This window comes from Mucilaginibacter sp. SMC90 (assembly GCF_022811725.1).
GTDB lineage: Bacteria > Bacteroidota > Bacteroidia > Sphingobacteriales > Sphingobacteriaceae > Mucilaginibacter.
The window spans coordinates 275323-292665 of sequence record NZ_CP094527.1 but is presented as its reverse complement, the minus strand read 5'-3'; the positions used below and the strand labels follow the sequence as shown (position 1 = coordinate 292665).

18 protein-coding genes are annotated in these 17343 nt (G+C 42.1%); 12 read left to right on the top strand and 6 right to left on the bottom strand.

Annotation, left to right across the window (positions count from 1 at the left end):
* Nucleotides 1-271: 271 nt before the first annotated feature.
* Both MTO98_RS01285 and MTO98_RS01280 read right to left on the bottom strand, forming a co-directional pair.
* Nucleotides 272-775: a hypothetical protein gene (locus tag MTO98_RS01285; RefSeq protein ID WP_243484830.1), complete on the bottom strand. Its 504-nt coding sequence runs from the start codon at nt 773-775 to the stop codon at nt 272-274.
* A complete protein-coding gene (locus MTO98_RS01280) occupies nt 772-1353 on the bottom strand; it encodes an RNA polymerase sigma factor (protein ID WP_110586394.1) in 582 nt (193 codons plus the stop codon). Before MTO98_RS01280 ends, MTO98_RS01285 begins: the two co-directional genes overlap by 4 nt.
* A 386-nt stretch (nt 1354-1739) precedes the next feature.
* Here MTO98_RS01280 and MTO98_RS01275 point away from each other — a divergent pair, with 386 nt between their 5' ends.
* From MTO98_RS01275 to MTO98_RS01230, 10 genes are all read left to right on the top strand, one after another.
* The gene (locus tag MTO98_RS01275) at nt 1740-2741 is read left to right on the top strand and encodes a hypothetical protein (RefSeq protein ID WP_243484827.1); all 1002 of its coding nucleotides are present in this window, start codon (nt 1740-1742) and stop codon (nt 2739-2741) included.
* 3 nt (nt 2742-2744) lie between these two features.
* A complete protein-coding gene (locus tag MTO98_RS01270) occupies nt 2745-3566 on the top strand; it encodes a TerC family protein (RefSeq protein ID WP_243484825.1) in 822 nt (273 codons plus the stop codon).
* Nucleotides 3567-3777: 211 nt separating this feature from the next.
* On the top strand, nt 3778-4245 hold the full coding sequence (locus MTO98_RS01265; RefSeq protein WP_243484822.1) for a phosphatidylglycerophosphatase A: 468 nt from the start codon (nt 3778-3780) through the stop codon (nt 4243-4245).
* 541 nt (nt 4246-4786) lie between these two features.
* Nucleotides 4787-5362, top strand: coding sequence for a TerD family protein (locus MTO98_RS01260; RefSeq protein WP_243484821.1), 576 nt, complete (start codon nt 4787-4789; stop codon nt 5360-5362).
* 4 nt (nt 5363-5366) lie between these two features.
* On the top strand, nt 5367-6035 hold the full coding sequence (locus MTO98_RS01255) for a TerD family protein (protein ID WP_243484818.1): 669 nt from the start codon (nt 5367-5369) through the stop codon (nt 6033-6035).
* Between the two features lie 177 nt (nt 6036-6212).
* Nucleotides 6213-6908 (top strand): HAD family hydrolase, encoded by a 696-nt coding sequence (locus tag MTO98_RS01250; protein WP_243484816.1) that lies wholly within the window; start codon nt 6213-6215, stop codon nt 6906-6908.
* Nucleotides 6905-7750, top strand: coding sequence for a phosphoribosyltransferase family protein (locus MTO98_RS01245; protein WP_243484813.1), 846 nt, complete (start codon nt 6905-6907; stop codon nt 7748-7750). Before MTO98_RS01250 ends, MTO98_RS01245 begins: the two co-directional genes overlap by 4 nt.
* Entirely contained in the window at nt 7740-8294 is a 555-nt protein-coding gene (locus tag MTO98_RS01240; protein WP_243484811.1) for a TerD family protein, read from the top strand. The genes MTO98_RS01245 and MTO98_RS01240 overlap by 11 nt, the downstream gene beginning before the upstream one ends.
* Before the next feature lie 4 nt (nt 8295-8298).
* Nucleotides 8299-8913, top strand: a complete 615-nt coding sequence (locus MTO98_RS01235) for a TerD family protein (RefSeq protein WP_243484809.1) — start codon at nt 8299-8301, stop codon at nt 8911-8913.
* An 88-nt stretch (nt 8914-9001) separates the two neighbouring features.
* Nucleotides 9002-10168: a toxic anion resistance protein gene (locus tag MTO98_RS01230; protein WP_243484808.1), complete on the top strand. Its 1167-nt coding sequence runs from the start codon at nt 9002-9004 to the stop codon at nt 10166-10168.
* Between the two features lie 263 nt (nt 10169-10431).
* On the opposite strand, the gene MTO98_RS01225 is transcribed toward MTO98_RS01230, so the two are convergent.
* Both MTO98_RS01225 and MTO98_RS01220 read right to left on the bottom strand, forming a co-directional pair.
* Nucleotides 10432-11064 (bottom strand): DUF2306 domain-containing protein, encoded by a 633-nt coding sequence (locus MTO98_RS01225; protein WP_243484806.1) that lies wholly within the window; start codon nt 11062-11064, stop codon nt 10432-10434.
* On the bottom strand, nt 11061-12962 hold the full coding sequence (locus MTO98_RS01220; RefSeq protein ID WP_243484804.1) for a WG repeat-containing protein: 1902 nt from the start codon (nt 12960-12962) through the stop codon (nt 11061-11063). The genes MTO98_RS01225 and MTO98_RS01220 overlap by 4 nt, the downstream gene beginning before the upstream one ends.
* 186 nt (nt 12963-13148) lie before the next feature.
* On the opposite strand from MTO98_RS01220, the gene MTO98_RS01215 reads away from it, so the two are divergent.
* Together MTO98_RS01215 and MTO98_RS01210 are read left to right on the top strand one after the other, a co-directional pair.
* On the top strand, nt 13149-13694 hold the full coding sequence (locus MTO98_RS01215) for a peroxiredoxin (RefSeq protein ID WP_091172945.1): 546 nt from the start codon (nt 13149-13151) through the stop codon (nt 13692-13694).
* Nucleotides 13695-13893: 199 nt separating this feature from the next.
* Nucleotides 13894-14478, top strand: a complete 585-nt coding sequence (locus MTO98_RS01210; RefSeq protein ID WP_243484802.1) for a carboxymuconolactone decarboxylase family protein — start codon at nt 13894-13896, stop codon at nt 14476-14478.
* A gap of 255 nt (nt 14479-14733) precedes the next feature.
* Here the strand turns inward: MTO98_RS01210 and MTO98_RS01205 are convergent, their stop codons facing one another.
* The gene (locus tag MTO98_RS01205) at nt 14734-16278 is read right to left on the bottom strand and encodes a DHA2 family efflux MFS transporter permease subunit (RefSeq protein ID WP_243484800.1); all 1545 of its coding nucleotides are present in this window, start codon (nt 16276-16278) and stop codon (nt 14734-14736) included.
* 4 nt (nt 16279-16282) lie between these two features.
* On the bottom strand, nt 16283-17338 hold the full coding sequence (locus MTO98_RS01200) for an HlyD family secretion protein (RefSeq protein ID WP_243484798.1): 1056 nt from the start codon (nt 17336-17338) through the stop codon (nt 16283-16285).
* Nucleotides 17339-17343: the final 5 nt, after the last annotated feature.

The window sequence follows — 17343 nt, the reverse complement described above, 5'->3', positions numbered from 1 at the left end:
CAGAATTGCGTATAAAAAAATAAAAGCCTCCCAACCTTGCGTCGGGAGACTTTCAACCTAAACCTTATCACAATTAAACCGGTAAGTTTACCAGTTCGCGGACTGTATTACAATCCCTGTGCCAAAAATGAAAACTTTTTAAAATTTTTGTTAATGTATCCTTGTTGATACATTAACAATAGATTAAAGGGAATTTACTTTACAAAAAGTGTGCAGATAAGTGTCAAAAAGACACTGTGGCATTATTTGGCATTACAGAAAAGTGAACACTTTATGCCTCTTTTGCAGCTTTTTTTCTACGCAGATAACTATCGGTTAAAAATAGCGCCAAAATTACATCAAACACGAAAAAACTTTTCACCACAGTACTGTTGAAAATATCATTTGCTGCCGGCAATTTTAAATTAGCCGGTAGTTTAACATCTAAACCGCTGAATAAATTACCGGAAATTTGGATACTTGAAAGCACAATAGCAAATAAGGCCAATATGCTCAAAACAAAAAATGCGGCAATGCCTAATATTATTTTTTTATTAATAGTTGATTTTAACGGGACCAGCTGCTCGGCCCTGATGGCTTCCATTACATTATAACTAAAGGCCATCGATGGCTCATCAAGTTCCATGTCGGCAAATTCCTGGTTCAACGCAAGCAGTTCAGTGTACTTTTGTTTGTACAAATCATCCTCTTCAATAAGCCGGGCAATGGCATCCTGCTCTGCCAGCGTGCAGGTACCATCAATATAGTTCCAAAGTTTTTCTTCGATGGTGTTCATATCAGTTCTTTCACCTCGTGTTTTAAATTGCGCTCCAGCTTTTCTTTCAAACGCTGGCGTGCCCTAAATAGTTTAACCTTAACGGTATTTGTTTCAATACCCATTGTTTGAGCAATTTCTTCTAACGATTGCTCTCCCTTATAAAACAGGGTAATTATAGTAGCATCATCGGGCAATAACTGCTCAATGGCCTGGTTCAGGTAATATGACCGCGACTTATTTTCTACATTGTTGGTATCATACGCCGATTCATGGCTTTCCACCTGCACAAATGTGCCCTCATCATCAATTGAATCAGTATCTACCCTTTTCTTTCTTAAAAACGTCATCGCTGTAGTATAAACTATACTATACAACCAAGTGCTAAATTTCGACTGCCCCTGAAACGATGCCAACGAGCGGTACGCTTTCACAAAACAATCCTGCGCAATCTCTTCAGCATCTTCGCGGCCCTTGGCAAAACGCATGGCCAGCGTAAAAACAAAACGCTGATGCCGCTTAACCAAATCTGCATAGGCAAATTGATTACCCGCCAGGGTTTGCTCAATAAGTTCGATATCTGAAAGCTTGCTTTGCATTATATAACCTCTGTGACTACGATTTGGCAAGTCGGGTTACACGTATATGTAAATATAATTTATTTTGATGGGAATGGGTAGTAGTTTACTCACCCCGGCATCGCTGCGCTTGTCACCCCTCTCTGCTTCGCAAAGAGGGGATAAGAAATATTTATTCTTCCAGCCCTCTTTGCGGCGAAGCCGGAGAGAGGGTGGTCCAGCGAAGCGTAGACCGGGAGAGTCAACTGTACGCCCTGCAGAGTTTACCCCGATGCCCATTGGAGTATTACGCTCCTGGCCGGTATCCGCTGCAATCCCTAACGCAAATTGGATTGAGCATTCAAAACTCATCAATCCCAACACACCCTTTATTCGTAACATACGCCCAAACATTCAATCCTATAATTTTGTATTTTTACATTTATTATAAGGGATACAGTAAGTTGATGGATGAAAACAGGCTAAATATTTTAAATGAGTCGAACAGGATGCTCAGCAAGCTTCAGCTGCTGTCGGTATTTTTTGAAGATGAGCTCATTTACAAACTCTACCTGCGTACCCAGGTTATCCATAAGCTTTTTGAAACCAATCCCGAAATTGACATCAACAAGCTGGAACTTTTTCACGTACAATTTACCACCAGCCTGGTCGACCTGCTCCGAAAGATCAAAAAGAACAACGAAAACAATGTAAGCCTGGTACTTGATGAGATCCAGCTTACCAAAGAGATGGTTGATCAAATGGATGACAATGCCCTCACCGAGCAGGATTTTAAAATTGACAGGCAAAGGCAGGCGCTGAAAGTAAATCTTTCTTTACGGAAGCTTTACCAGGTGCTTTCCGATAATTCAAACGATTACCCTTTCTCTAAAAATATCAACGCTTTCAGTCTGCGCTATGGGTCCGACTTCTTCTATAATATAACACCCGATCTTTATAACGAACTGGTACAGTATAATTATAACGATACCTATCATAATACCAATGCTATTATCCAGCGCAAACTGATGGGCATATTGCTAAAACGCGAATTCCGCACGGAGTTTTACTGTGGCTTAAAAGCCGGCAACCTGATACTGGAAATATATAAGTTTATGGATGAAGACAGGCACTTTTTATTTTCGCCCGCCAATAATTTATTCCTATTTTGCGACGTAACAAAGCTTTCGGGCATCGAGAATAATAGTAACCTATCTAAAAAAGAAAAACTGGCGCATGAGCTGCAGGATAAAATTGACAAACTGCAAAGCGATGTGGTAACGATGAAATCATATATGCCGCCCGAAATAAAATCCCTGTTAGCCGAAAACTATAAAAAAATAGCCGACATCAACTTTTTACAAAGCCTGAGCGATGTTGACGTGCAGGCCAATATTTTAAAAGCAATGCTTAATACCGATATCATATAATTTATGGAGTTTTTACATTACCTGCTTGGCCCCGACCTGAAGGCCGGCGTATTGATCGTTTTAAATCTGATAGTTATTGAGAGCCTGCTCTCTGTTGATAATGCTGCCGTACTGGCAACCATGGTGCTCGACCTGCCTCCGCACCAGCGTAAAAAAGCATTACGCTACGGCATCATCGGTGCTTACGTTTTGCGTGGTGTTTGTTTATTTTTAGCGGCATGGCTGGTATCAGTTTGGTGGTTAAAACCGCTTGGCGGCCTTTATCTGATATACCTGAGCTTCAATTATTTTAAAGGCAAACTGCAAAAAGCCAACGGCGACAGCGAAGAAGAAACTGTTGATAAGAGCAAGAACTGGCTTTACCGCTCAACCGTAGGTTTAATAGGCAACTTATGGGCTACCATAGCTTTAGTTGAGCTGATGGACCTTGCATTCTCTATCGATAACGTTTTTGCCGCGGTAGCTTTTACCGATCATAAAATGCTGATCTATATCGGTGTGTTTATCGGCATTCTGGCTATGCGCTTTGTAGCCCAGGCATTTGTAAGGCTAATGGAGAAGTTTACTTTCCTGGAAACTGTAGCTTTTATAGTGATCGGTGTACTGGGGATTAAACTGGCATCATCATTATTTGTTCACTTTTACCCCGAAGCCGGATTTTCAAAGCTAATGGAGGGCGAAAGCGCTGATATTTTCACTTCGGTACTTACAGTGACCTTATTTATTATCCCTGTATTAACATCGCTGCTATTCAACTTTCCAAAAAGACATACCATTGAGCCCGAAGTTGCCGAAGCAGCGGAGGATGTATTGGATAAGCAGTAGGCAAGTTGGTAGTTTTGAGTTGACAGTGTGCAGTAAACAATAAAAAAGCGGGGGCTTTGTGCGATTCCCTCCCCCGGGGAGGGTGTAGGGAGGGGTTTCTTGAACAATTCCCGATTTTGCACGGCGTATAAACCCCTCCCTGCCACAGCACAGACAGCCGCACCCCTCCCAAGGGAGGGAATAGAAAGATTGATTAACGATATAAAATTAAATGTTCTTAAATAAAACAATAGCTTCCATTTTTGGCATCGGTTTTTTAAAAGGCGGGGGCACTTATGCCGCCATTGTTACCTGTGGCTTTATCTGGCTGCTGTGGCAAAACCCGGCCTTGCAAAATCCCTGGTACCTGCTGGCTATTACTGTATTCATTACTGCGCTCGGCGTATTTGTAGGTAACAAAGTTGAACCCGACTGGGGTGAAGATAGCTCGCGCGTGGTCATTGACGAAGTTGCCGGAATGCTGATAGCCATGCTCTTTATTCCCGCTAATTTGTATTTCCTTTTAGCCGGGTTGGTACTGTTCCGCTTTTTTGATATTGTAAAACCGCTTGGTGTTCGCAAAATGGAAGACCTGGGCGGCGGTTTGGGTGTGATGATGGATGATGTGCTGGCCGGTGTTTATTCTAACATTCTGCTTTGGGTAGGGTATTTTGTGTGGATGAAGTTTGGTGCACATTAATTCATAGAGATTGCCGAAACGGGCCCATTTTTAGCGCAAGTCTTGAGTAGGGGGAATTAGTGTGGATGACTTGTGCTTTTGTATCGTCCTAAAAAAAGTTTACAGACATTTCGCATAGGCACAAGTGAGCATGCCCACAACCATCCACACAACACTTGCGCCAGGGAAGGAAATTGCTTAGTTGCACCAGAGGTGCAAAAGGTTTGTAGAAATTAAAGATTTGTTTGTCTTGGTGTGCCAGAGGTACACAACTCCGAGTGTTCCATACCTCTGGCACGGTTTTCGGTATATGATATTACTACAAATCTGTTCCCCATCTGGGGATTTTTGTTTAAGCCGTATAAATATCGCCCTTATCCCTGTAACAACCCGCCCCTGCCATCGTCTTATTTTTGTGTAGACAATTTTTACAATATCACCTCAATAAAACATCTACCTTAGATTAAATGTTTAATTGCCGGTTTGTCACCGGCCAATACCTGCAACGCCGCGCAATACCCAAAAGGCAATACAGGTTTTACCTAAAATAACATATACTAAAATGGCTATTAACTTACAAAAAGGGCAGAAAATAGATATCGGCCTTTCAAGAATGACAGTTGGTTTGGGCTGGAACCCAAACGAGGGTACTGGTTATGATTTCGATCTTGACGTATCGGCCATCATGATCGACGCTAACCGGTTGGTACCGCAGGATGAGTTTTTTGTGTTCTATAATAATGTCGATTCGCCCGAGGAATCGGTTCACCATACCGGGGATGATCCGACAGGTGGCAACAGCGATGGCGGCGATGACGAATCAATCACGGTTGATTTGACTAAAGTAGACACCCGCATCCAGGAGATCTTGTTTGTAGTAACTATTCATGAAGCGCAGGCCCGCCGCCAAAATTTCGGCCAGGTGCGTGATTCCTATATTCGTATCTTAGACAATCAAACCGGGGCCGAAGTTTGCAAATACGAGTTGGGCGAAGATTTTTCTATCGAAACGGCCATTGAGTTTGGCAGACTGTACAAACGTGGCGGCGCATGGAAGTTTGAAGCATCGGGCGTGGGCTATAAAGAAGACCTGGCCTTCTTTTTAAGTAAATATTTCAAAGGGCAAATAATCAAATAAAGCAATGGCTATAAATTTGGTAAAGGGTCAAACCATCGACCTGCGTAAAAATGATAAAGGTGAAAGTTTCGACCTCTCGTCGGTAACTATAGGCTTAGGCTGGGATGTGCGTAAAACACATGGCGGCGGCTTTTTGGGCAAGCTGTTTGGCGGTGCCGAAGAAGCTGAATATGACCTGGATGCGATAGCATTTTTATTAGATAAAAATGGCAAGGTTGCTAATCGTGGTTATGCAAAGCAAACTGCTAATGGCCGCACCATTAATATGTTTGAGGGAGATGTGATCTATTTTAATTCTATGCGCCATCCGTCTGGTCAAATCTGGCTTACGGGCGATAACCGTACCGGCGCAGGTGATGGCGACGATGAGCAAATCATCGTAAAACTTGATTCGCTCGACCCAAAATATGACCGCATCCTGTTCCTGGTAGCCATTTACCAGGGCCGCAAAAATAACCAGCACTTTGGCATGGTGGAAAACGCGTTTATCCGCGCAGTGGATAGCCATGGAAAAGAGATCGCGAAATTCAGTCTCTCCGGCGATTCAACTTACAACGGTATGTGCTCTATGACCTTTGCCGAAGTATATCGCAAAGACGGCACCTGGAAATTCCGTGCCATCGGCGATCCGCATTCAACTGATAGCCTTTCGGAGTTGCTCCGGAACTATTAAGAGCAAAGAATCAAGAAAGCAAGAACCGAGAATTGAAGCATCCCGATTTAGGATTCTACACCATGTCATTGCGAGGCACGAAGCAATCGCACGGAAGCAAAGTCGCCCTGTATAGCATGCGATTGCCACGCTACGCTCGCAATGACATGGGAAAACTTATACATCTACCTAAAAACAATGTACCAGCACTATTCATTTGATCTTTGGCTTACGCTGATCAAGTCAAACCCGTACTTTAAGATAGAACGCACCAAGATCTTTCACCGGGATTTTAATCCAGGGGGTAAAAGTATTGATGAAGTGGCAAGGGCTTTCCGCCAGGTTGATTTGATGTGCAATGCCGTTAATGAGCGTACCGGCAAAAACATCGATGCCGATGAAATGTACCTGATGGTGATCAGCATGATCAATGATAACCAGTATCCACTTGCCGATGTTAACGCAGATAAGCTATATGCTGATATGGAAACACTATTGTTCTATTACTTGCCGGTGCTTTACTCGCCTGTAACAATTGATACGCTGCAGCATCTAAAACAGAAAGGCTATTGCTCATTGAGTATTTTAAGCAATACAGGTTTTATAAAGGGAGAAACGCTCCGCAAGGTGATGGTTAAGTTAGGGCTGGCAGATTTTTTTAACTTCCAGATCTATTCGGACGAGGAGGGAATGTCAAAACCTAACCCGGAGCTGTTTAACCTGATGGTGCAAAAAGTTAAAGATTGTAATAAACCAAAGCAAATAACCCCATCGGGCATTATACATATAGGCGATAACCCGGCAGCAGATATAGCAGGAGCTAATGATGCAGGCCTTAATAGCCTGCTCATCAATTCAAACAACTTATCAATTTTAACCTTATTAAGTTTATGAAAGCTACCTACTCGTTACATCACATCAACAGCGCTACACATTTTGGTTTCGATGCCGATGATTACAGCCGCTTTAAATTTGGCGATGGTACAGTATCCGGCTACTTCGGTACCGATTTGGCCGATGGCTTTATTGCAACGCATTTAAGTAAACAGCCCATAAAACAGCAGATCGTAGTGATATCGAGTCCTTATTCGTTTATCCCTACGGCTACCTTTGCCATGAAAAACCATTTTGTGAGCAGGATTAATCGCTGGCTGGCCAATCATGGTTACCCGGTAGTGCAGGAAACCAAAGTACACCGTACCATAACCTATAAGGAAGATTATGGCGAACTGGATGCCGAACAAAGGATCAATTTAATTGGCAACGATTCGTTTCATATTGATAAGGATTTCCTTGCAGGCAAAACACTGCTGTTTTTGGATGACATCAAGATAACCGGCAGCCATGAGCGCATGATCATGAAAATGGTAGGTGAGTATGGCTTACAGAACGATATTTATATGCTATACTTTGCCGAATTGGTTAACAAGAATATCCACCCCAATATTGAGAATTACCTCAATTACCATCATGTTAAAAACATATTTCATTTAAACGATATCATTAAAGGCAATGACTTTTGCGTTAACACACGCATAGTAAAGTATATTTTAAATTACGATCATGAAAGTTTTTGCATTTTTATACAAGATCAAAGCAGCAATTTCATAAACTTGTTATATGATATGGCTTTAGGCAATGGTTACCATACTATTGAAGCCTATGCGCCAAACTTAAACTTTATTAAACAAAACCTATTAATAAACAACAATAAACTAATTCAGCATGGCAATTAACTTGCAAAAAGGCCAGCGGGAAACCATTGGTGCCCCTAAATTTACAATAGGCCTTGGTTGGGATACAAATAACTCATCAACAGGCTCGGCCTTTGACCTGGACGCTTCGGTGTTCATCATGGGCGACAACAAAAAAATACTGACCGACGATTTTTTCGTTTTCTACAATAATCCGAAATCTCCGGATGGTGCTGTTGAGCACACCGGCGATAACCTTACCGGTGCCGGCGATGGCGACGATGAACAGATCATTGTTGACCTGTCAAAGATCGATCCGCGTGCTACCGAAATTTGTATTGTAGTAACCATTCACGAGGCCGAAAGCCGCCGCCAGAATTTCGGGCAGGTGCGCAACTCATTCGTTCGCATTTTTGATTCGGCTACCAATACCGATATTTTGAAATACGAACTGGAAGAGGATTTTTCGATAGAGACCGCCGTTGAGTTTGGCCGGATCTACAAAAAAGATAATAACTGGAAATTTGAAGCTGTAGGTGCCGGTATGAAAGGCGGCTTGCAGGATTATTTAAATAAATACAACTAAAATTATGGCTATCAATCTTCAAAAGGGGCAGCGGATCAGCCTTGAAAAAAGTAACGGCAGTAAATTACAAAATGTATGCATTGGTATAAACTGGGGGGCTATTGAAAAGAAAGGCCTGTTTGGTTTTGGCTCCACAAAAGAAGCTGTTGACCTTGATGCCAGTTGTATTTTATATGATGAAAACAAACGCCTGGTTGATGTGATCTATTTCGGTAACCTGCGCTCAAAAGACCATGCTGTAAAGCACAGCGGTGATGACCTTACAGGTGATATGGCAGGCAACGACGGATTGGACAATGAAGTGATCACTGTTGATTTTGGTACACTGAGCCCAACCATCACTTATGTGGCCTTTGTTTTAAACAGTTTCCGCGGTCAGGACTTTGGTACTATCCCCTTTGCCTCGATCCGTATTTATGAAGGTACACCAAAACGCGTTAATGAGATCTTCGCCACCTATGATATTGCGCACAGCAAAGATTTTGCGGGCCACGTATCTATGGTGATGGGCGTATTTTACAAAAAGAACGGCGAATGGAAATTTAACGCCATTGGCGAGCCAACCCGCGACCGCAAATTGGAAGAAACAGTGAAAACTGTTACCGCTACCTATTTATAAAAGTTAAAAGTCATTAGTCTTAAGTATTAAGCCTGATGGCTTTTAACCTGAACTAATTAAGTACTACTAAATCATTAACAATAAGATTATGGAAAGTGCACCAAACAATGATGAACTAAATCTGAATATACCACCGCTGATCACTCCAACCAACCTGGATATTCCAGCGGCAGCTTCACAGGCCAGCAATGTGCCTATGAAGGTAGATAAGCAGGGGAATGTAAACCTTGATGCTATACCAAACCAGGATTTGCAAAAGTATGGTGACATGGGTAAGGATATCAATCCGGCCGATGTTAACTCGATACTGAACTACGGCGTTGAGGTACAAAACTCAATGGAGAAATACAGCAATAATTTTCTTACTTCGGTACGCACCTATAACTCGGGCGAAGTAGGCGGACTGATCAACGAGTTGCTTACCGAGCTTAACTATATTGATGTTGATGAGCTTAACCAAAATGCGTTCACCTCATTTATATCGCATATCCCTTTCATGAAAAAGCTGGTTGTTGATACCAAAAAGCTTTTCCAGAAGTATGATACCGTGGTTAACAACATCGATAAGATCACCAATAAGATCAAGGCCGGTCGCGTTAACTCTCTGAAGGATAACAGCTCGCTGCAAACCATGTTTGACAGCAACGTTACCTACATTAAGCAAATGGAAGACCTCATCATCGCCGGACAGCTCAAATACAATGAACTTAACGAAAAGCTGGCTGTAATGGACGGTAACCCAACAGGTTACCAGGATTACGAAATTGCCGATCTGCGCGATTTTGTGAACCGGTTGGATAAACGCCTGGCCGACCTGAAAGTAGTTCGGTTTATCATGCTGCAATCGCTGGCCCAGATCCGTGTGGTGCAGAACAATAATACCACTATTGCCGAAAAAGCACAGTCTATTGTGTCAACCACTATTCCGGTTTGGAAAAACCAGCTTACCATAGCTGTGGCCCTCAACCGTCAGAAAGAGAATGTGGAGATGCAGAAAAAAATCTCGGATACTACCAATACCATTTTACAAAAGAATGCCGAAATGCTGAAGCAAAACAGCATTGACGTAGCCCGCGAAAATGAAAAAACGGTAGTGTCATTAGATACGCTGAAAAAGACCACTTCATCGCTCATTGAAACCCTTACCGAGGTAAAACGCATTCACGACGAAGGCACCGCCAACCGCCGTACCCTGAATACCGAACTCCAAAACCTGGAAACAGAGTTGAAGAAGACGGTAACGAGCGTAAGTTAAGAGGCTTGCAAGATTATAAATAACCGTCATTGCGAGGTACGAAGCAATCCCCGACATACAGAGTGGCTATACGAGTTCGCCCTGTACTGTTTGGGATTGCTTCGTACCTCGCAATGAAGGTTTAACGTTATAGCTTATTTGTCATGCTGAACGCAGTGAAGCATCTTCTTCGCCCTGTATTTTCGCCTTGCACATCCGCTAAGCATGCGGAGAAGATTCTTAGCTACCGCTCAGGATGACAATAAGAAAGGGTTAGTTATTTCTCAACCAACCATAACCGGCCTTTTCCCATACCTATTTATAACCTCGGCCAAAATCAAATTAGGCACCCAGCTTAAAAAGGCAATAATGAGGTAGTTATTATGAAAATTTACGCCATTACCCAGTACGGTGAACAGCCAGATATAAAACCGTAACGTAACTGCACCAAAGGCAAGAGCATAGCTGCGGTTCATCATTTTAATGTGATCGTCAATCCGCCCGTTTTTAACCAGCAGAAATGCGGCTAAGGTAAAAACTACCCAAAGCGTGTTTTGCAGCAGGAACGATATAAACACACCCGTACCGCGATTAATAAAAAGTGTCATTACGTACGCGCCTGGCGCTGCAAAAAACAAAACGCCGAACACATACAGCTTTCCTAATGCCCGGTGAAGCGCTTTGTTACTGTAAACCTTTTTTGAAAACTGAAAGAATCCGGCAAGCAGTATCACGCTGCTACCTATAATATGACAATAAAAGGCAGGCAGGTACCACCCTGTTTTTACCGCCGTTTCCTTAATATGCAAAAAGTAGGAATCATGATTAAAATCCCAGTACTGAACAAACGTACCGGCGCACAATATCAACACCCAGAAAAAGGCAAAATATCTTAATATGCGACCGGTAATGCTCATTTAGCAGCAAGTACTTTAGGCTGTATCACCGGCAGGCCTTTTAACTTTTGATCAATCCATTGAATGTTATATTTATCAATCTCGGTTAGCGAATCCTGAACACTGGCGTTTTCTGGTTTATAACGGTCATAAAACTGTTGCGAGAAGACATCCGTCCAGCGCTTGTCTTTAAACTGGTAGTTATAGTCGGCGTAGATCTCGTTTTTCATATACCTTAATACTTCAGACGAAATCGGCCCTCCATCTGTATTTCTATATTTCCCGTTGTCAACTTTACCATAAACATAACAGCCGTTAATAAAATGGTCGTCCATTTTCTGGTATTTGGTAAAAGCGAACACCCTTTTTGTGTTCATGGCTTCTGTTACTTTGCCATTTTCAAGTTTAAGGAAATGAAATACGGGCAGCTCATCAATAAAGGTGTGATTATAGAGTTCGATATTGGCAGTGGTTGTAACTTTTACCTCCAGTAGCGAATCGCTGGTTGCATTGATATTATACTCATTGCAGCTTCCGCTTAATTCGCCCCCGCCTTCTTCGGAGTTAATATCAGTGTTGATTTCATAGCTATAAATCTTGTTGCTTTTGTCATCTATCAAGATTATGTTATTGGTATCATAGAATTCGGCGCGGCCACCTATAAAATAATCACGAATAGAATAATAAGCCGTTTGCAACCAGCTGTTGTTTTCGGCGGATACTTTTACCGGCAACGCTCTTGCTTTTACTATATACTGTGAACTTGTAGCTACAAAGTCAACATGCTTACGCAGTGGGTTTTTAAATTCATGCACTTTTCGAATCAACCCGAGATCAACAAGATATGAAGGAGGAAGATAAATGCTGCCGTGCTGCTCGCGCGAGTTAAACTCGGTAATATCACCGGCCGGGCTCTTGGTTAATGTAAATGAGTTTGGTTGCTTAAGTTTCGAAAACAGCTCACTGATTTTAACCTCGGTTTTTTCGGACACAGTAAAGTCGTTTTTTAGCCAAAAGTACTCATCGCCTTTTCTTAGTGCGGCAAGGTTTTCGGTATCATTAACCGGAAATATCTGGTCATATTCAACGGGAATTACAACTTTACCACTAAGGTCATAAAAACCCCGCTTACGATCTTTTTCAACTTCAATAAGATCAGGAAACGTGCCGCTGATGTTATGAATAAGGTCATATTCAGCAGGGATTACTTCTTTATAATCGGGGCCGATTAATCCCATTTTATATGTTTTGGCAGTATCCTTCATTAAGTTATAATAATCCCACTTCCCCTTTACTACATAAAAATATGTCTGTTTCTTTAAATGGGTAAACCATATTACGCTATCATATTTAGCGAACAAATTGCCTGCATCTAAGAATGCTTTCAGTGTTTCCGGGCTATAAATTTCTTTATCCGTATATTTTTTTGCCCACGCGGTATTACGGTAAGCTATATAATCATTCATGAAATTACGAGCATCTGCCTGGTAGATGCTAAGTTTGTTTTGCTCGTTTTTTTGAATGGTAAAAGTTATGCCCGAATACCTTGTATCCAAGTGCTGCTCGCTAAAGGTAACAGGAACAACAGCTGTGGCGAGTTGAGGATTGATCTGCGTAATTTCGGCCTGCTCTACATTCAGCTCTATATTAAAAGATACATCTTCTTCGTCGCTTTTTTGCTGTTTGTTGATTAGGGTTGTTATTAATTTATTGATAGGTTCAGATGTTTGTTTGTCGGCAAAATAACTCATCAATGAATCGCGATTGCCTTTTATAACCTGAGCTTTGAATGCTTTTAAAAAGTTGCTTATTTCATTGCTGCTGGTTGACTGTTTGGGTTTTCCTTTGAATAAAAAGTATCCGCCAACTGCCAAAACAATAACAGCCACCGCAATAATAAGGATAGGTTTGGTTTTCATACAACCAAGATAGCGCATTTTTTGAAATAGCAAAAACGGGCTAAACCCCTTATAAATAACACTATAAATATTATATATATCACACAATAATCATATAGCTAAAATCTATACATCATCAATTATTCGTATTCGGGAGGCGGGTTTAAATTTTTATATTTGCATAAACATTAAAAGAAATATCAAAATATGTTAACGATAGGACAAAAATTCCCCGAATTTTCTAAAACAGCAGTAGTAAGCCTTGAAAAAGGTAAAGAGTTTGAAACCCTTACTTCTGAGTATTTAACCAACGATGATAACGTTTGGACTGTAATGTTCTGGTGGCCAAAAGACTTCACTTTTGTTTGCCCTACTGAAATTGCCGAATTCAACAAAAACTTTGGCGAATTCCGCGACCGCGAAACCCGTTTGATCGGCGCTTCTACCGACTCTGAGTTTGTTCACGCTGCCTGGAGAAGAGATCATGATGATCTTCGCGATTTGAAATTCCCTATGCTTGCTGATACTTCAAAATCATTGGCTGAAGATTTAGGTATTTTAGAACCAACTGAAAAAATTGCTTACCGTGCTACTTTCATCGTTGATCCACAAGGTATCATCCGTTGGGTATCAGTTAACGACCTGAGCGTTGGCCGTAACGTGAAAGAAGTATTACGTGTACTTGATGGTTTACAAACTGACGAGCTTTGCCCTTGCAACTGGGAAAAAGGTCAGGAAACTTTAACTGTATAATCATATAACAGATAATTGTCCCCGTACTGGATTTCGGTGCGGGGATTTTTTACACCCTTTTCTAAGTGTTTTATATGTAGAGACGCATAATTGCGTCTCCCGTAGGACAAGCCGCCTGCACTATTCGCCTCCGTAATTTGCATGCGGGAGACGCAATTATGCGTCTCTACAGGAAAATAAAAAACAATTCCGAAAAAAAATGAACGAAAGTACCGAAGTGATCCAGGAGATACTTGAAAGTATCGGATTAGATAAAAGCTACCGCACCGCGAGTCTTACCCTTTTAGAAACAGGCGAATCACGCTACCTGCGCGATTTGAAGCTAAACTTTACCAGCACCCTTACATCTGCCCATCTAACTAACAAAGAGTGCGCCCTGTTAGGTTTGGCTACCGCGGCTAACAACAATAACGTACCACTTACCAACTACTTTACCAAATATGCTAAAGAAAGCGAAGCTACCGATGCCGAAATTGGCGAAGCTGTTGGCTGTGCTTCATTACTGGCATCAAACAATATATTTTACCGTTTCAGGCATTTTACTCAAAAGGAAAAATACACCCAGATCCCTGCGCGTATCCGCATGCAGTTAATGATGAAACCCGTAACCGGTAAAGAGTTTTTTGAACTGGCCAGCTTAGCTGTATCGGCAATTAATGGCTGCGAAATGTGCGTGAACGCCCACGAAGATTCATTGATTAAATTAGGCACTACCGAGGAGCGTATTTTTGATGCCGTGCGTATAGCATCATTAATCACCGCTACCGGAAAAGTTATATTTTAACAAGCATAATTTATTTAAACAATAAAAAAGGCATGAAACAATAAAATTTCATGCCTTTTTCATAAATAGCATTTTATTACGGAATAAAATTTGCGTTTATTAATTAAAAACCAGTAAATTTATACCTTAAGATTAAACAAACCCCGGTCGCAATATTCAAATATGTTGTTTATGCGGGGGGAGTAACTTAAATTTTAATTGTTAATTTTTTTTGGGGAAAGCCGTTCCGGTAATAGTGGAACGGCTTTTATCGTTTTAATGAGAATCAGCTACGGCCTTCAGTTTTTTAAACGGCTGCAAATAAAGCAGCGGTATCGAAAACAGCATCACCAATCCCGATATCCAGTAAGCATCGTCATAGGTTAACAGCAATGTTTGCCTGGTAACCATTCCTTCAATTGCCTGGTAAGCCATATGCGTAGCATCAATCACTGATTTACCTTTTGCCATGAAGCCCTGCGTAAGCATATGCAGGCGATCATTAAAAGCATTATTGTATGGATTGATATTTACCAACAGGTTATTCCGGTGTACGCCCTGGCGTATGTGAATAAGCGTTGTTAGCGTGGCTATACCAAATGAACCACCTAATTGGCGCATCATATTGTTCAAGCCCGAACCCTGTCCCAACTCGGGGCCTTTCAGGTCGGCCATGGCCAGTGTAGTAAGCGGCACAAACAATAAGGCCATACCTACACCACGGATTAATAAAGGCACTAACACGTCTTTTTCGCCCGTGGCCAGCGTTGAATTGCTAAGCATGTGCGTAAATACGTAAAACAAAAACATACCCGCTGTGGCCATAAACTGGGCCGGGATACCTTTGTTAAGCATCTTGCCTATAAACGGCATCATCACAATAGTACACAAACCGCCCGGAAACAACAGCTCGCCGGTTTGCTGGGCATTAAAGCCGAGCAGGTTTTGACAAAACACCGGGAACACAAACACCGAACCATACAAGCCGAAACCCAGTATGAACGAGGTAAACATCCCCACGGCAAAACTTCGATGCCGCAAAATGCTGAAATTTACTATCGGGTGCTCTGTACTCATTTCGCGCCAGATAAACAATATGGTTCCTAATACGGCCGATATAGTTAAAACCAGGATGTACGGCTTAGCAAACCAGTCTTCACTTTCGCCTTTTTCCAATACAGTTTGTAAACTGCCTACCGCAACAGCCAGCAGGATAATACCCCACCAGTCAACCGGTTTACCCTTGGCATCCTTGGGCGTTTCCCTAACAAAAGTATAGGTACAAAATGCGGCCAGCGCTCCTACCGGGATGTTTACATAAAAGATCCATGGCCATGAGTAATTTTCAACTATCCAGCCGCCAATGGTAGGGCCTACAGTTGGGCCTACAACCGCTCCCAAACCAAACAAGGCGGTTGCTGTACCTATTTGTTCGCGGGGCCAGGTTTCAAGCAATATGGCCTGGGCGGTTGAAATCAAACCGCCGCCGGCTATACCTTGAATAATCCTGAACAACACCAGCTCATCCATACTGTGCGCGTTACCACATAAAAATGATACGATGGTAAACACGATGATAGATGCCATGAAATAATTTTTACGCCCAAAACGGCCGCCCAGCCAACCAGACATGGGCAATATGATCACGTTGGCTACCGCATACCCGGTAACTACCCAGGCCACATCCTCAAGGGTTGCGCCAAGGTTACCCTGTATGTGAGGCAACGCTACGTTAACGATAGTGGTATCAATCAGCTCCAGTAACGAAGCTGTGATCACCGTTATGGTGATGATCCACTTTTTAAAGCCAGTTTCAGCCATAATATTATTCTTTAATTACAGATACATTTACGCTCATACCCGGGCGTAATTTTGCAAGCTCTTCTTTAGTGCCGTTAATTTTAATTTTCACAGGCACGCGTTGCACAACTTTCACGAAGTTACCGGTAGCATTATCCGGAGGAAGCAATGAAAATTTAGCACCAGTAGCAGGCGAAAAATTATAAACCTGGCCTTCCAGTTTCATGTCTGGGTAAGCGTCAACTTCAATTTCAACCTTTAAACCATTTTTGATATCGGTAAGCTGGGTTTCTTTGTAGTTGGCGGTAATGTAAAGGCTGTTGTCATTTACAATTGAAAATAAAGTTTGACCAGCCTGGACCAGCTGACCTAACTGTACATTCTTTTTAGATGCCAAACCGCTTGCAGGTGATTTTACCAGGGTGTAGCTCAATTGCAGTTTAGCATAATCAATATCAACCTGCCTTTGTGACACACCTGTATGGGTAACAGCTAACTGGCTGCGGGTTGTGCCAATTTGCTCAACAGCAGCTTTGTATTGATCCTGTGATGCCTTATAATTTGCTTTTGCAACATCAAGATCGGCTTTAGCCTGGTCAAATTGTTGCTGGGTTACTGATCCGTCTTTTACCAGGTTGGCATAACGGTCATAGTCTTTCTGCACTTTTTCTAAGTGGGCCGCGTTTGAAGCAACCTGGGCTTTAGCACCGGCAGAGTTTGCTTCGTTAGCGAAGATCTGTGACTGGTTTACATTGATACCGGCACTTGCGCCAACTTGTGCAGCCTGAGCCTGCTCTAATTTAACTTTATAATCGCGGTCATCAATTTTAACCAGCGACTGGCCAACGTTTACGTGGGTGTTTTCTTCAAAATAAATTGAATCAACATATCCGCCAACGCGGGCAACCACAGGACTGATATCGCCGTCGATCTGCGCGTCATCAGTGTCAATGTGTTTACTGAAGTAGATATATTCTTTTATACCGAAAATGATACCGCCAATAAGTACAACGCCTAATATGATGGGGATAACTTTGTTTTTCTTTTTCGGTTGTTCCGGTGTTTCTTGTTCCTTTGCCATTTTAT

Coding starts and splice junctions, on each gene's coding strand:
- MTO98_RS01285 (WP_243484830.1), bottom strand. CDS start 775: ATGAACACCATCGAAGAAAAACTTTGGAACTATATTGATGGTACCTGC.
- MTO98_RS01280 (WP_110586394.1), bottom strand. CDS start 1,353: ATGCAAAGCAAGCTTTCAGATATCGAACTTATTGAGCAAACCCTGGCG.
- MTO98_RS01220 (WP_243484804.1), bottom strand. CDS start 12,962: ATGAAAACCAAACCTATCCTTATTATTGCGGTGGCTGTTATTGTTTTG.
- MTO98_RS01245 (WP_243484813.1), top strand. CDS start 6,905: ATGAAAGCTACCTACTCGTTACATCACATCAACAGCGCTACACATTTT.
- MTO98_RS01215 (WP_091172945.1), top strand. CDS start 13,149: ATGTTAACGATAGGACAAAAATTCCCCGAATTTTCTAAAACAGCAGTA.
- MTO98_RS01270 (WP_243484825.1), top strand. CDS start 2,745: ATGGAGTTTTTACATTACCTGCTTGGCCCCGACCTGAAGGCCGGCGTA.
- MTO98_RS01225 (WP_243484806.1), bottom strand. CDS start 11,064: ATGAGCATTACCGGTCGCATATTAAGATATTTTGCCTTTTTCTGGGTG.
- MTO98_RS01265 (WP_243484822.1), top strand. CDS start 3,778: ATGTTCTTAAATAAAACAATAGCTTCCATTTTTGGCATCGGTTTTTTA.
- MTO98_RS01200 (WP_243484798.1), bottom strand. CDS start 17,338: ATGGCAAAGGAACAAGAAACACCGGAACAACCGAAAAAGAAAAACAAA.
- MTO98_RS01210 (WP_243484802.1), top strand. CDS start 13,894: ATGAACGAAAGTACCGAAGTGATCCAGGAGATACTTGAAAGTATCGGA.
- MTO98_RS01240 (WP_243484811.1), top strand. CDS start 7,740: ATGGCAATTAACTTGCAAAAAGGCCAGCGGGAAACCATTGGTGCCCCT.
- MTO98_RS01235 (WP_243484809.1), top strand. CDS start 8,299: ATGGCTATCAATCTTCAAAAGGGGCAGCGGATCAGCCTTGAAAAAAGT.
- MTO98_RS01260 (WP_243484821.1), top strand. CDS start 4,787: ATGGCTATTAACTTACAAAAAGGGCAGAAAATAGATATCGGCCTTTCA.
- MTO98_RS01255 (WP_243484818.1), top strand. CDS start 5,367: ATGGCTATAAATTTGGTAAAGGGTCAAACCATCGACCTGCGTAAAAAT.
- MTO98_RS01205 (WP_243484800.1), bottom strand. CDS start 16,278: ATGGCTGAAACTGGCTTTAAAAAGTGGATCATCACCATAACGGTGATC.
- MTO98_RS01230 (WP_243484808.1), top strand. CDS start 9,002: ATGGAAAGTGCACCAAACAATGATGAACTAAATCTGAATATACCACCG.
- MTO98_RS01250 (WP_243484816.1), top strand. CDS start 6,213: ATGTACCAGCACTATTCATTTGATCTTTGGCTTACGCTGATCAAGTCA.